The following is a 12657-nucleotide window of genomic DNA, read 5'->3' on the forward strand; positions in this document are numbered from 1 at the left end:
GGCTCGTGCGCTGTGCGCAGCCCACCGGGCGTCAGGCGAAGTCTGGCGTGCCGGTGGGCACGGTAAATCGGAACTCCGCGCCGCCTTCGGGCGCACGCTGCACGGCGATCGCGCCGCCGTGCGCCTCGATCAGGCCCTTGACGATGAACAGGCCGAGACCGGTGCCGCCGCGCCTGCGGCTGTTGCCGCGCCAGAACTGCCGGAAGACGCGCGGAGCCAGCTCGGGCGCGATGCCCTCACCCTGGTCTCGCACGGACACGGCCACTCCCCAGCCTACGGATTCGATGCCTATCGTCACCGTACCCCGTCCGTGGCGCAATGCGTTTTCCACCAGGTTGGCCAGGACCTGGTCCATCTTGTCCTGGTCGAGCCACATCTCGGGGAGGTCGTCGGCCACCTCGACGCGGAAGCGCTCCTCGGCCTCGCCCGCCGCCACCCGGCCCGCGACCACCCGGCGGGTCCTGGCCTCCAGGTCGACGACCTGGCGGTGCACCTCGAGGCGGCCGGACTCGATGCGGGAGACGTCGAGCAGTTCGGTGATCAGCCTGGTCACGCGGTCGGCGTCGTTGTTGACGGTCTCCAGCATGACGCGCTTCTGCTCGTCGGTGAAGCGGCTCCACTTGGCCAGCAGGGTGGCGGTGAAGCCCTTGACACTGGTCAGCGGCGAGCGCAGCTCGTGGGCGACGGTGGAGACCAGATCGGCCCTGCTGCGCTCCAGCCGGGCGCGTGCCCCGCCGTCGCGCAGCGTGATCGTCACCCGCTTGACGTCGCCGCAGCGCTCCGGCTCGCGTACCAGCCTGGCCGCGACGTAGAGCTCCTGGCCGCCGGGCAGGTGCAGCGGCCTTTCCGGTGTCCTGATGCGGGTGCGCAGGCCGGTCTCCAGGTCCAGGCACTTCCACCACTCACGTCCGTCGTGGTCGCGGAAGGGGAAGACGTCGTGCATGTCGCGGCCCAGCGCCTGCCGCTTGGGCACTCCCGTCAGACGCACCGCGGCCTGGTTGACGGCCAGCACGACCCCCAGGTGATCGGCCACGATGAGACCGTCGGGCAGCTCGTCGACGGCCAGCACGGAGGACTGATCGGCATCCCGCTCGTCGCTATCCTCGCCCTGCACGACCCCGCCTCCTCGCGACCTACAAGGCCGACAATAGCGGGTTTCCAGCATCCAAGGGCACCCTCGCCGAGCCGCCCGGCGAGCGGCTCGCACGGCGTTTTCCGAGGGGTTCACAGGGGTTTTCGCAGGCGCGCGACGATGTTCGCGCAGACGGGGCTGAGGGCGGCGCGTGCGGTGGCGTGCGCGAAAGGGACGCCGGGATGCTGGAAACGTAGGGGGCCATAGGGGCGGGTGTGACCGTGAGGGCGCTCGCCCGTGCGAGCGCCCCTCCCTCAGACTCCCCGTTGCGCCCTGGCCGAGGCGTACAGGCACACGGCGGCGGCCGTGGCGAGGTTCAGGCTTTCGGCCTGGCCGTAGATGGGGACGCGGACGACGTCGTCGCACAGGTCGAGGATCTCGGCGGGCAGCCCCCACGCCTCGTTGCCGAACACCCATGCCGTGGGTCCGGCCAGCTCGACGTCGTCCAGCGTGTGCTTGCCCGCGCCGTCGGCGGCCAGCACGCGCAGGCCGCGCTCCTTGAGATGGGCCACCGCCTGGGCGACGGGCACGCCGGTGGTGATCGGCGTGTGGAACAGGCTGCCCGCGCTGGCCCTGACGCACTTGCCGTTGTACGGGTCGACGGAGGCGTCGGTGAAGACCACGGCGTCGGCCCCGGCGGCGTCGGCCGTACGCAGGACCGTTCCCGCGTTGCCGGGATCGCGCACGTGGGCGAGCACGGCGACCAGCACGGCGCCTTCGGGCACCGCCCGGTCGATCGGCACATGGACGAACCTGCACACGGCCACCAGGCCCTGCGGCGTCACGGTCTGGGCCAGTTCGGTCATGACCTCGCCGCTGGCCCGGTGCACGGGCACACCCTGCGCGGTGGCGGCGGTGATGAGCTCGGCATGCCTGAGCTCGGCCTCGGCCGTGCTGTAGAGCTCCGTCGTGACGCCGTCGAGCTTCAACGCCTCGCGTACGGCCTGCGGGCCCTCGGCGAGGAAGGCCTTGTCGCGATCCCTGAAGGCGCGTTTGGTCAGCCGCTTGGCCGCTTTCACCCTCGGCGACCTCACGTTGGTCAGCTCCATGCCCGTCCCCCTGTCGCGAGAAAGCGCCGACCGTACGGCCGGGCCGTACAGGTCGGTGCGTGCCAATGAGCAAGGGGCCCACCGGTGGGTGGACCCCTTGCGTGACGAGCTGGTGCCTCAGCCGGCGACCGGCGCGTTCACGTTCGCGGGCAGCGCCTTCTTGGCGGCCTCGACGAGCGTGGCGAAGGTCTGGGCGTCGTTGACCGCGAGGTCGGCGAGGATCTTGCGGTCGACCTCGATGCTGGCCAGACGCAGACCCTGGATCAGGCGGTTGTACGTGATGCCGTTCTGGCGGGCAGCGGCGTTGATGCGCTGGATCCAGAGGCGGCGGAAAGCGCCCTTGCGGTCCTTGCGGTCGCGGTAGGCGTAGGTCATCGAGTGGAGCATCTGCTCCTTGGCCTTGCGGTACAGACGCGAGCGCTGGCCGCGGTAACCGCTGGCGCGCTCGAGTACGACCTTGCGCTTCTTCTTGGCGTTGAGCGCCCGCTTCACGCGTGCCATGTCAATCTCCCCGGGGGTTCGCGCTACTTAGCGAGCAGCTTCTTGATCTTCTTGGTGTCGGCGTCGGACATGACCACGTCCGGGGCGAGCCGGCGCGTGCGGGTGGACGGCTTGTGCTCAAGCAGGTGCTTGCGGTTCGCCCTGCGGCGAACGACCTTGCCGGTGCCGGTGACCCGGAACCGCTTCTTCGCACCGCTGTGCGTCTTCATCTTCGGCATGTCGCCGTCTCTCCCTATTCGTCCGTGCCGATATCCCGGGCCGGTTCACCCGAGTCAAGGGCATGCCTGACTGCGGAACCGGACCCGGTTCCGGCTTCTTCATCGCGCGGTGGCTGGGGCGCGCCTGTAAGGCTAACCCGAACCGCGAGTCACTCCTGCGCCGCGGCCTCTTCGACCACCTCGGCCGGCGACTCGTCGTCGTCGCGGTGCGCCTTGGCGGCGGCCTTCTCGGCCTTCGCCTCGGCCTTCTTCTTGTGCGGGCCGATCACCATGATCATGTTCCGGCCGTCCTGCTTCGGCTGGGACTCGACGAACCCGAGGTCCGTCACATCCTCTGCGAGCCGCTGCAGGAGCCGGAAGCCAAGCTCGGGCCGCGACTGCTCGCGACCGCGGAACATGATCGTCACCTTGACCTTGTCACCGGCCTTGAGGAACCGCACCACGTGACCCTTTTTGGTCTCGTAGTCGTGCGGGTCGATCTTCGGACGGAGCTTGATCTCCTTGATGATCGTGTGCGCCTGGTTGCGGCGCGCCTCGCGCGCCTTCATCGCGGACTCGTACTTGAACTTGCCGTAGTCCATGAGCTTGCAAACGGGCGGACGTGCCGTGGCCGCGACCTCCACGAGGTCGAGATCGGACTCCTGGGCCAGCTTCAGGGCGTCGTGTATGGACACGATGCCGACCTGCTCGCCGTTGGGGCCGACGAGGCGAACCTCGGGCACACGGATGCGCTCGTTGATGCGGGGCTCAGTGCTGATGGGGCCTCCTAGGTAGCAAATTCCCACTGCGGTCGTCGTGGCCGGAAGCTCTCGCGACAGACGCGAAAAGCCCCGCACGTCGCGCATGCGGGGCCACTGAGCTCGACCGGCCCGATGACCGTAAGCTCCCCGGAGAAGTCCGGCGTGATCCTGGACCCGACCGCCTCGCAGCGAACCAGGTGGGAGGGAGACCTCCGCTTGCGCGTCCAGCAAGCATGCCGGACCGATCAGGGAGTTACGTTACCACAAGCAAAGCAGAGCTCCGAATCATTCCCGCGCCGGGGCGTGGTCGCGCTACCATCTAGACAGACTAGACGGTAAGCCCTGAGTGTGGAGGTGGCGTCATGGCCATGTGGCAGCTGCAGGAAGCCAAACAGCGTTTCAGCGAGGTGGTCCGCCGAGCCCACGACGAGGGCCCGCAGATCGTCACCCGGCACGGCAAGGAGATCGCCGTCATCCTCGACATGTCTGAGTATCTCCATCTGCGCGGCGACGCACCGGACTTCAAGGAATTTCTGCTGTCCGGACCCGATCTCAGCGAGCTCGACCTGACCCGCTCGGACGACATGGGTCGCGAGGTGGACCTCGGATGAGCCACCTGCTCGACACCAATGTCGTCTCCGAGGTCACCCGCCCGACGCCGGACCCGAGCGTGGCCGACTGGCTCGACACCGTGCACGGCCCCAACCTCTACATCAGCACGCTGACGGTCGGCGAGATCCGCAAGGGCGTGGAGCTGATGCGCCGCCGCGACACCCGGCGCGCGCATTCCTTCGACGCCTGGCTGGAGCGGCTGCTGGCGGAGTTCGGCACCCGGGTGGTGCCGGTCAGCACCGAGATCGCCCAGGAGTGGGGCCGGATCCAGGCCCGCAGACCCACGGCCATCACCGACGGCCTGATCGCCGCCACGGCCATCACCCACAACTGGACCCTCGTCACCCGCAACGTCAAGGACATCGAGGCCACGGGCGTGCGCTACGTCAACCCCTTCGAGCCGACCCCCTGACCACCTGACCACCTGACCGTGAGCGCCTGACCGCCCGCCGGGCCGTCAGGCGCTCGCGCGCCGGGCCAGTTCGGCCGCACCCGCGGCCCGCATGACCTCGACGGGCACGTCCAGGCGACCGGTCATCAGCTGGACCTGGCGCACGGCCTGGTGCAACAGCATCGGGAACCCGCCGATGACCGTGCCACCACGCTCCTGTACGGCATGCGCGACCCGAGTGGGCCACGGCGAGTACACCACGTCGAACAGGGCCGGCACCCGGCTCAGCCGATCGGCGAAACGGTCGGCGGCGCCGGAGGGCAGGGTGGAGATGACGAGTTCGACGTCCAGCACGTCGTCCAGCCCGGCGAACGTCGCCAGCGTCAGGTTCACCCGCAGCCGGTCGGCCACCTCGGCCGTCTCCCCCGCCCTGGCCGGATCGCGAACCACCAGGGTGGCCTCGGTCAGGCCGAGATTGCGCAGTGCCGCGAGCGCCGAGGCCGCGGTCGCGCCGCCGCCGAGGATCACGGCCGAGCCCGGCTTGGGCACACCGGCCTCGGCCAGCGCCCGCTCGACGCCGTAGACGTCGGTGTTGTCGCCGTGCCTGGCGCCGACCGAGTCGAAGATCACGGTATTGGCGCCGCCCACCTCGACGGCCAGGTCGGACACCGAGTCGAGCAGCGGCAGCACGGCCCGCTTGAGCGGCATCGTCAGGCTGAGCCCCGACCACGTCTGGGCCACGAAGGCCGGCAGCGAGGCCTCGTCGCACTCGTGCTGCTCGTAGCTCCAGCCGGTCAGGCCCATGGCCTCGTAGGCGGCCCGGTGCAGGAAGGGTGAGAGGGAGTGGGCGATCGGCGAGCCGAGCACGGCGGCCCTTCCCCGAGAACCGCCATCATTGCGCACCACTGCAGCTTCCCTTCCGTCCTGCCGACCACCTCCGGCCGACCGTTCCACGTACACGAGCACTCCCCTGCCGGGAGGGCGCGTCAGGCTTCATGAGGTGAGAGCGGCGCATCGCACATCGCCGTCACCCGGGAATGCCGCAGCACAGCTCGGCGGCACACCCGATGACCGGGAAGCCTAGGCCGCGGCACCCGCATCCCGATAGCCCCCAGCCCGCCCGAGCACCGCCGACTCCCCCGCGGGTCCCCGGGAACGCGCCATCGCCCGGCACACCGCGCGAGAGGCGTCCCGGGCGACGGAGGTGAGCCCCCGGCTCAGCTCCTGTTGCGTTCGAACTCCTGCTTCAGCAGGGCGAACTGGTCCTCGGTCGTGGCGAACTTGGTGATGCGGTTCTTCGGGTCGGTGGTGACGAAGAACAGCCAGTCCCCCTTGGCCGGGTTCAGCGCGGCCTCGATCGCATGGTCGCCCGGGTTGCTGATCGGGCCGGGCGGCAGGCCGAGATAGCGGTAGGTGTTGTACTTGGAGGGCGTCTCCAGGTCCTTGTGCGTGGCCGCGATGCCGTACTTCTTCAGGGCGTAGAAGACCGTGCTGTCCATGGACAGCTTCATCTCCGGGTCGCGGGTCAGGCGGTTGTAGATGACCCTGGCGACCTTCGGCATGTCTTCCGGCTTGCCGGACTCGGCCTGGACGATGCTGGCGATGGTGACGATCTCGTGCGGGGTGCGTCCGAGGTCGCGGGCGGCCGACTCCAGCTTGGCCTCGTCGGCGGCGCGGTTGAAACGCTCCACCATCGCGGTGAGGATGTCGCCGGGCGTCTGCTTCGGGGTGAAGGTGTAGGTCGCCGGGAAGGCGTAGCCCTCCAGCCTGCCCTTGGCGTAGTCCGGCAGGCCGAGCGCGGCGCCGTCCTTGGCCGCCGCCTGGAACTCCTTCAGCGGCTTGCCCGTCGCCTTGGCCAGTACGGCCAGCGTGTCCGACAGGCGCAGCCCCTCCTTGACCAGCACCCGGTCCTGCAGCTTGGCCGCGGGGTCGAGCAGGAGGGTGACGGCGTCGGCGGCCGACATCTGCTTGCGCAGGGAGTACTCGCCCGGGTGCAGGTCGGAGCTCTTGCCCGCCGCCGCGATGGCGTTGGCGAAGGCGCGCGAGCTCTTGACCACGCCCTGCTTCTCCAGGGTCTCGGCCACCTGTGAGGCGGTCTGACCCGCCTTGATCTCGACGATCACCTCGCCGGTTCCGGCGCCGGTGTAGTCGTCGGGGACCATGACGTCGCTGAGCCAGAGGTAGCCGTAGTAGCCGCCGCCGCCGATGATGCCGAGGAGCACGATCAATGCCAGCATCGGGGCCAGGAAGCCGCCCCTGTTGCGGCGTCTGCGTCTGCGCCTGCTGCGGCCGCCGCCGCTGGAGCGCGACCGGCGCCGTGGCTGACCCTCGTCATCCTCGGCGCCGAGCAGAAAGTCCATGTCGAGATCGTTCATAGATGCGCTGGCCAATCTCCCGGTAGGAACGGCCTGGCGTCAAGGGGATGGGCCAAACCGACGGGGGTTACCGAGCCGAACGGGGGAATCCGCCGGTCATGCATCGATGACCAGCGGATATAACTCTGGGTAGCCATGCTAGGGGACGGTCGGAGCGCGAGTGCCCCTTGCCTGATCAGGGGCCTCGGACTCCGCGTCGGGATCGGGTGGATCCCGGGCGGGACGGGGGGTGTCCCGACGAGCATCAATGCGTCCCGAGGTACTCGTTCAACTCTTCCCGGTATCTCACGAACTCGCTCTCTTTGTCGGTGAATTTCGTGATTCTATGCTCCGGATCTGTAGTGACAAACCAGTGCCAGTTTCCCTTGGCAGGGTGGAGAGCAGCCATCAGCGCCTTCTCCCCCGGGTTGCAGATCGGCCCTGGCGGCAGACCCTTGTTGGTATAGGTGTTGTACGGCGAACCGACCCTCGTGTCCTTGTCCGACACCTTCAGCGTCCTGCGCCCCTGGGCGTAGAGCACGGTGGTGTCGAGCTGCAGTGGAGTGCCGGTCCTGAGCCTGTTGTAGATCACTCGGGCGATCTTTGGATAGTCCTCGTCCCTGCCGCCTTCGGCCTGGACGATGCTGGCCACCGTGACCGCTTCGAGCGGCGTCAGATGGACCTGTTCGGCGCGCCCGGCCAGGTCGACCTTCGCCGCCGCGTCGCCGAAGCGCGCCACCATGCTCGCCAGCAGGTCGTGTGGTCCCTGGCCCGGCTCGAGTTCGTAGGTGGCCGGGAACAGGAAGCCCTCCGGGCCCTTCGCATAGCCGGGCAGGCCGAGCTTCTCCTTCGCCGCGGCCTCGAACTGCGCCACCGGGAGTCGCAGGTCCTTGGCCAGGCGGTCGAAGGCCTCGCTCATCCTCATGCCTTCCGGCAGGGTCACCCGCCTGACGACCTTGGCCTCGGGGGCGAGCAGCAGGTCGAGCGCGGCGTCGGCGGCCATGCCCTTGCGCAGGCGGTAGTGGCCCGGCTGCAGGCTGCCCGACTTGTCGCGCTCTTTCGCCACATTCACGAACGAACGCGCACTCGCCACGACCCCCGCATCGGCCAGCACCGCCGCGACGTCACCCGCCGTGCTCCCCTGCGCGATCTTGATCGTCACCGTCCCGTTGCCCGCTCCGTCATAGTCGTCCGGACTGAAGTACGGCTTCGCCACGACATATCCGGCGACCCCGAGCGCAACAACAGAGGCCGCGGCCCCACCCAGCAACACCAGCGCTTTCCGCGCAGCAGGCCGCCGCCCACCATCCTCGGCACCACGGGGATGACCGGAGTCCGCCCCGTCGGCACCGCGGCCGGCCTGGGCCCCGGAGCCGGGCCTCTGGCCGGGGTCGGAGTCGAAGTCCCGGCCGGGGTCGGCCCCCTGGCCCGGGTCGAAGTGCGCTGCGTCCCCCAGGTGCGACTGCGTCTCCGGCCCGGAGGGCGAAGTCGCAACGGGGCCGGAATCCGACCCCTGGGCCTGGCCGGAATCCTGGCCCGCGCTCTCGCCGGAGTCTTCCCCGGACATTCGCCCGCCCGAGGAGTCGCCCGCCGAGGCGAACCGCCCGCCGTCGCCCCCGGGCGAACCGTCCGCCGTCGACGCCCCGGCGCCGAGCGGATCGGCGGCAGACTCCGGCGCGCCGTGCGAGCCCTCAGCCTCCCGAGCACCCTGCGCGTCAGCGGGAGAGCCGGCCTCTCCCCCTTGGAACGTTCCCGCCGCACCCTCGTCCGGCTCCTGGGAGAAGGGGATGATGTCGTCGTCCCGCTCGTCGGCGGGCCCTTCGGTCGGGCCGGTCATCGGGCAGGCCCGTCGTCCGCCGCGGTGGGCGGATCGACGGGTCTGCCTGGTGGCCGATCGGTGGCGCGTTCGGCGTCGAGCGCGGCCTGCAGCAGCACGACGGCCGCCGCCTGGTCGACGATGTTCTTCTGCTTCTTGGCCCGTACGCCGGAGGCGCGCAGCCCCTGCTGTGCGGTGACCGTCGTCAGCCGTTCGTCCCACAGCCGCACGGGCGTGGGCGCGAGCCGTACGGCGAGGTCGAGGGCGAAGGCTCGGGCCAGGCCCGCGGCGGGGCCCTCGCGGCCGGACAGCGAGGTCGGCAGGCCGACGATCACCTCGACCGCCTCGTGCTCGGCGGCCACGGCCGCGATGCGGTCGAGGTCGCCGGGACCTCTGCGCACGGTCTCCACCGGCGTGGCCAGCAGTCCCGAAGGATCACTGCGTGCCACGCCGATGCGTACGGACCCGACGTCGACGCCGAGTCGTGAGCCGAATCTCATGATGTCAGGCGAGCTGCCCGGCGATGGTCTCCTCGACCAGTCGCAGTGCCTCGCCGATCGCCTCTGGACGGGCTCCGCCGCCCTGAGCGACATCGTCCTTGCCGCCACCGCCACCCCCAAGCGCCTTGGCGGCGACGCCGACCAGTTGCCCGGCCTTGAGCCCCCGCTCGCGCCCCGCCTCGTTGACCGCGGCGACCACGACCGGTCGATCGGAGGGGGCACCGGCGATCACGATCACCGCCGCTCGGTCGGTCGGGAATCTGCCGCGCACGTCAAGGGCGAGCTTACGCAGGTCGTCGGCCCCGGTGCCATCAGGCGCGCGGTGCGTCACCACGGAGACTCCGTGCAGGTCACGGGCCTGCGAGGCGAGCTCGCCCGCGATGGCGAGCACCTGGGCCGAGCGCAGCCGCTCAAGATCCTTCTCGGCGGTGCGCAGCTTGGTGACGATCGACTCGACCCGCTCGGGCAGCTCCTCGCGCCGTGCCTTGAGCTGCTCCGACAGCTGCGCGACCAGCAGGCTCTCCTTGGCCAGGAAGCGGAAGGCGTCCATGCCCACGAGCGCCTCCACACGGCGCACACCGGCGCCGACGGAGTTCTCGCCGAGGATCTTGACCAGGCCGAGCTGGCCGGAGCTGTGCACGTGGGTGCCGCCGCAGAGCTCGCGCGAGTAGTCGCCGATCTCCACGACGCGGACCTCGTCGCCGTACTTCTCGCCGAACATCGCCAGCGCCCCCATCGCCCTGGCCTCGGCCTGGCTGGTGTAGAAGGCGTTGACCTGCAGGTCGTTGATGAGGACCGCGTTGACTTCGTCCTCGACGTCGCGCAGCACCGAGGGCGAGACCGCACCGGCCGAGGTGAAGTCGAAGCGGAAGCGGCCGGGAGAGTTCTCCGAGCCCGCCTGGCCCGCCGACTCGCCGAGGAAGTTCTTGAAGCCGCGGTGCACCAGGTGGGTGGCGCTGTGCGAGCGCGAGATGGCCTTGCGGCGCTCCAGGTCGATCTCGGCCTGGGCCTCGTCGCCGACGCGCAGCTCGCCCGAACGCACCTTGCCCCGGTGCACGACGAGCCCGGTGACCGGCGACTGCACGTCGACGATCTCCACCTCGGCGCTCTGGGTCCGGATCAGTCCCTGGTCGGCGAGCTGACCGCCGCCCTCGGCATAGAACGGGGTACGGCCGAGCACGACCTCGACGGTGCTGCCCGCGCCCGCCGAAGGGACCGAGCCGCCGTCGACGATGATGCCGATGATCGTGGACTCGGCGACGGTCTCGTCGTAACCGAGGAACTCGACCTTGCCCGCCTTCTCCAGCAGCGTGCCGAAGACGGAGACGTCGGCATTGCCGGTCTTCTTCGCCTTGGCGTCGGCCTTGGCCCGGTCGCGCTGCTCGTTCATGAGGCGGCGGAAGCCCTCCTCGTCGACCTTCAGGCCCTGCTCGGCCGCCATCTCCAGCGTGAGGTCGATCGGGAAGCCGTAGGTGTCGTGCAGCTGGAAGGCCTGCTCGCCGCCCAGGGCCGCCTTGCCCTTGCGCTTGCTCTCCTCGACGGCCACGTCGAAGATCGCGGTGCCGGTGCGCAGCGTGCCGAGGAAGGAGGCCTCCTCGGCGTCGATGACCGCGTGGATCTGCGGCGCGTCGGCCTTGAGCTCGGGGTACTGCTCGCCCATGACGTCGATGGCGACCGAGGTCAGTTCGTGCATGTAGCGGTCCTCGCCCGAGCCGAGCAGGCGCAGGTTGCGCACCGAGCGGCGCAGGATGCGGCGAAGGACGTAGCCCCTGCCCTCGTTGCCTGGCATGACGCCGTCGGCGACCAGCATGGTGCCGGTGCGGACGTGGTCGGCGACGACGCGCAGGCTGACGTCGTTGCGGGCGTCGCGGCCGTAGCGCGTGCGGGTCAGCTCGGCGGCCCTGTCGAGGATCTTGTAGGTGGTGTCGATCTCGTAGATGTTGTCGACGCCCTGCAGGATCGCCGCCATGCGCTCCAGGCCCATGCCGGTGTCGATGTTCTTGCTCGGCAGTTCGCCGAGGATGGGGAAGCCGTCCTTGTCGCCGCCCGCACCGCGCTCGAACTGCATGAAGACGTTGTTCCACACTTCGAGGTAGCGGTTCTCGTCGGCGATGGGGCCGCCGTCGACGCCGTACTCGGGACCGCGGTCGTAGTAGATCTCCGAGCAGGGACCGCACGGCCCCGGCACGCCCATCGACCAGAAGTTGTCGGCCATGCCGCGGCGCTGGATGCGGTCGAGCGGGACGCCGACCTGCTTGTGCCAGATGTCGGCGGCCTCGTCGTCGTCGTGGTAGACGGTGACCCAGAGCTTGTCCTCGGGGAAGCCGAACCCGCCTTCGGCCTCGGGCTTGGTCAGCAGGTCCCAGGCGAAGGGGATGGCCTGGTCCTTGAAGTAGTCGCCGAAGGAGAAGTTGCCGAGCATCTGGAAGAAGGTGGCATGCCTGGTGGTCTTGCCGACCTCGTCGATGTCGGGGGTGCGCACGCACTTCTGCGCGCTGGCGAGCCGGCTGGCCGGAGGCTTGCGCTGGCCCAGGAAGTAGGGCTTGAACGGCACCATGCCAGCGGGCACCAGCAGCAGAGTGGGGTCCTCTGCGATCAGGCTGGCCGAGGGCACGACCTTGTGCCCACGCTCCTCGAAGAAGCGCAGGAAGCGGCGGGCGATCTCTGCCGAATCCATGTCAGCGGCCGTCCTTTACGTAGTAGGTGTCGTCGGAGGCGACGGGTCAGTCAACGGTGTCGAGCCCGTAACGGGCCCGCAACTCGTTTTCGCGGTCGGCGGCCTCGTCGAGTGCCTCCGACGTAAAGTCTCTCACCTGCGTGAGCATGCCCGCGGCCGAGCCCACGGCCCTGCGGGCAACGTGATCGGGACGAAGTGCCGCAAGCCTGCGCATCGCCCACACCGCGATGAGGGCGCCGAGCGAGATGTAGAACAGCCTGCGGATCATCAGCGCCGCCGTCCCTGCAGTGCGCGTGCCCTGCGCGGGCCCCTGCGGGCCTCGACGGCCCTGCGCACGCCGGTGCCCAGCGCCGACAGCTTGATCAGCGGGCCGGTGACGAGCGTCTGGGTGACGTCGCTGAACTTGGCGGCGTTGCCGCTGACCTGCTTGACGTCCCTGGTGATGGCCTCGACGGCGACGAGTTGCCTGTTGGTCTCGCTCACAGTCATGCTCACGTCGTCGAGCAGGGGCACGACACGCTCGCTGAGGTCGGCGACCATCTTGGTCGTCTGGCCGAGCAGCTTGGCGAGTTTGACGAGGACCACGACGAGAAAGCAGACCAGGATCGCCCAGAACATGGCGACGATCAGGCCGGCGACCTCTCCAGCGGTAAGCATCTGCGGATCC

The 12657-nt window shown here is 69.6% G+C and carries 14 protein-coding genes; 2 read left to right on the plus strand and 12 right to left on the minus strand.

The window, feature by feature from the left end:
• Positions 1 to 31 precede the first annotated feature (31 nt).
• The 5 genes from ACTWNK_RS27740 to infC form a co-directional block, all read right to left on the minus strand.
• A complete protein-coding gene (locus ACTWNK_RS27740) occupies positions 32 to 1114 on the minus strand; it encodes a sensor histidine kinase (protein ID WP_474307479.1) in 1083 nt (360 codons plus the stop codon).
• 272 nt (positions 1115 to 1386) lie between these two features.
• Entirely contained in the window at positions 1387 to 2181 is a 795-nt protein-coding gene (locus ACTWNK_RS27745; protein WP_474311005.1) for a TrmH family RNA methyltransferase, read from the minus strand.
• Positions 2182 to 2298: 117 nt separating this feature from the next.
• Entirely contained in the window at positions 2299 to 2682 is a 384-nt protein-coding gene (gene rplT, locus ACTWNK_RS27750) for a 50S ribosomal protein L20 (RefSeq protein ID WP_474307480.1), read from the minus strand.
• Between the two features lie 23 nt (positions 2683 to 2705).
• Complete coding sequence (rpmI, locus tag ACTWNK_RS27755) at positions 2706 to 2900, minus strand: 50S ribosomal protein L35 (RefSeq protein ID WP_474307481.1); 195 nt, start codon at positions 2898 to 2900, stop codon at positions 2706 to 2708.
• 149 nt (positions 2901 to 3049) lie between these two features.
• Positions 3050 to 3745, minus strand: coding sequence for a translation initiation factor IF-3 (gene infC / locus ACTWNK_RS27760; protein WP_474307482.1), 696 nt, complete (start codon positions 3743 to 3745; stop codon positions 3050 to 3052).
• 257 nt (positions 3746 to 4002) lie between these two features.
• Here infC and ACTWNK_RS27765 point away from each other — a divergent pair, with 257 nt between their 5' ends.
• Both ACTWNK_RS27765 and ACTWNK_RS27770 read left to right on the plus strand, forming a co-directional pair.
• Positions 4003 to 4251: a type II toxin-antitoxin system Phd/YefM family antitoxin gene (locus tag ACTWNK_RS27765; RefSeq protein ID WP_474307483.1), complete on the plus strand. Its 249-nt coding sequence runs from the start codon at positions 4003 to 4005 to the stop codon at positions 4249 to 4251.
• Positions 4248 to 4664: a PIN domain-containing protein gene (locus ACTWNK_RS27770; protein ID WP_474307484.1), complete on the plus strand. Its 417-nt coding sequence runs from the start codon at positions 4248 to 4250 to the stop codon at positions 4662 to 4664. The genes ACTWNK_RS27765 and ACTWNK_RS27770 overlap by 4 nt, the downstream gene beginning before the upstream one ends.
• Before the next feature lie 45 nt (positions 4665 to 4709).
• Here the strand turns inward: ACTWNK_RS27770 and ACTWNK_RS27775 are convergent, their stop codons facing one another.
• The 7 genes from ACTWNK_RS27775 to ACTWNK_RS27805 all read right to left on the minus strand — a co-directional run bounded on the left by ACTWNK_RS27775 (position 4710) and on the right by ACTWNK_RS27805 (position 12647).
• Complete coding sequence (locus ACTWNK_RS27775; RefSeq protein ID WP_474307485.1) at positions 4710 to 5549, minus strand: shikimate dehydrogenase; 840 nt, start codon at positions 5547 to 5549, stop codon at positions 4710 to 4712.
• Between the two features lie 311 nt (positions 5550 to 5860).
• Positions 5861 to 7003 carry an endolytic transglycosylase MltG gene (mltG, locus tag ACTWNK_RS27780; RefSeq protein ID WP_474307486.1) on the minus strand — a complete coding sequence of 381 codons (1143 nt, stop codon included), beginning with the start codon at positions 7001 to 7003 and terminating at the stop codon, positions 5861 to 5863.
• Between the two features lie 259 nt (positions 7004 to 7262).
• On the minus strand, positions 7263 to 8834 hold the full coding sequence (mltG, locus tag ACTWNK_RS27785; protein ID WP_474307487.1) for an endolytic transglycosylase MltG: 1572 nt from the start codon (positions 8832 to 8834) through the stop codon (positions 7263 to 7265).
• Positions 8831 to 9313, minus strand: a complete 483-nt coding sequence (gene ruvX, locus ACTWNK_RS27790) for a Holliday junction resolvase RuvX (RefSeq protein WP_474307488.1) — start codon at positions 9311 to 9313, stop codon at positions 8831 to 8833. Before ruvX ends, mltG (ACTWNK_RS27785) begins: the two co-directional genes overlap by 4 nt.
• Positions 9314 to 9317: 4 nt before the next feature.
• Positions 9318 to 11990: an alanine--tRNA ligase gene (alaS, locus tag ACTWNK_RS27795; RefSeq protein WP_474307489.1), complete on the minus strand. Its 2673-nt coding sequence runs from the start codon at positions 11988 to 11990 to the stop codon at positions 9318 to 9320.
• Positions 11991 to 12036: 46 nt separating this feature from the next.
• A complete protein-coding gene (locus tag ACTWNK_RS27800) occupies positions 12037 to 12258 on the minus strand; it encodes a hypothetical protein (protein ID WP_474307490.1) in 222 nt (73 codons plus the stop codon).
• Complete coding sequence (locus tag ACTWNK_RS27805; protein ID WP_474307491.1) at positions 12258 to 12647, minus strand: DUF948 domain-containing protein; 390 nt, start codon at positions 12645 to 12647, stop codon at positions 12258 to 12260. The genes ACTWNK_RS27800 and ACTWNK_RS27805 overlap by 1 nt, the downstream gene beginning before the upstream one ends.
• Between the last annotated feature and the right edge of the window lie 10 nt (positions 12648 to 12657).

The organism is Nonomuraea sp. IBHARD001 (genome assembly GCF_056106265.1).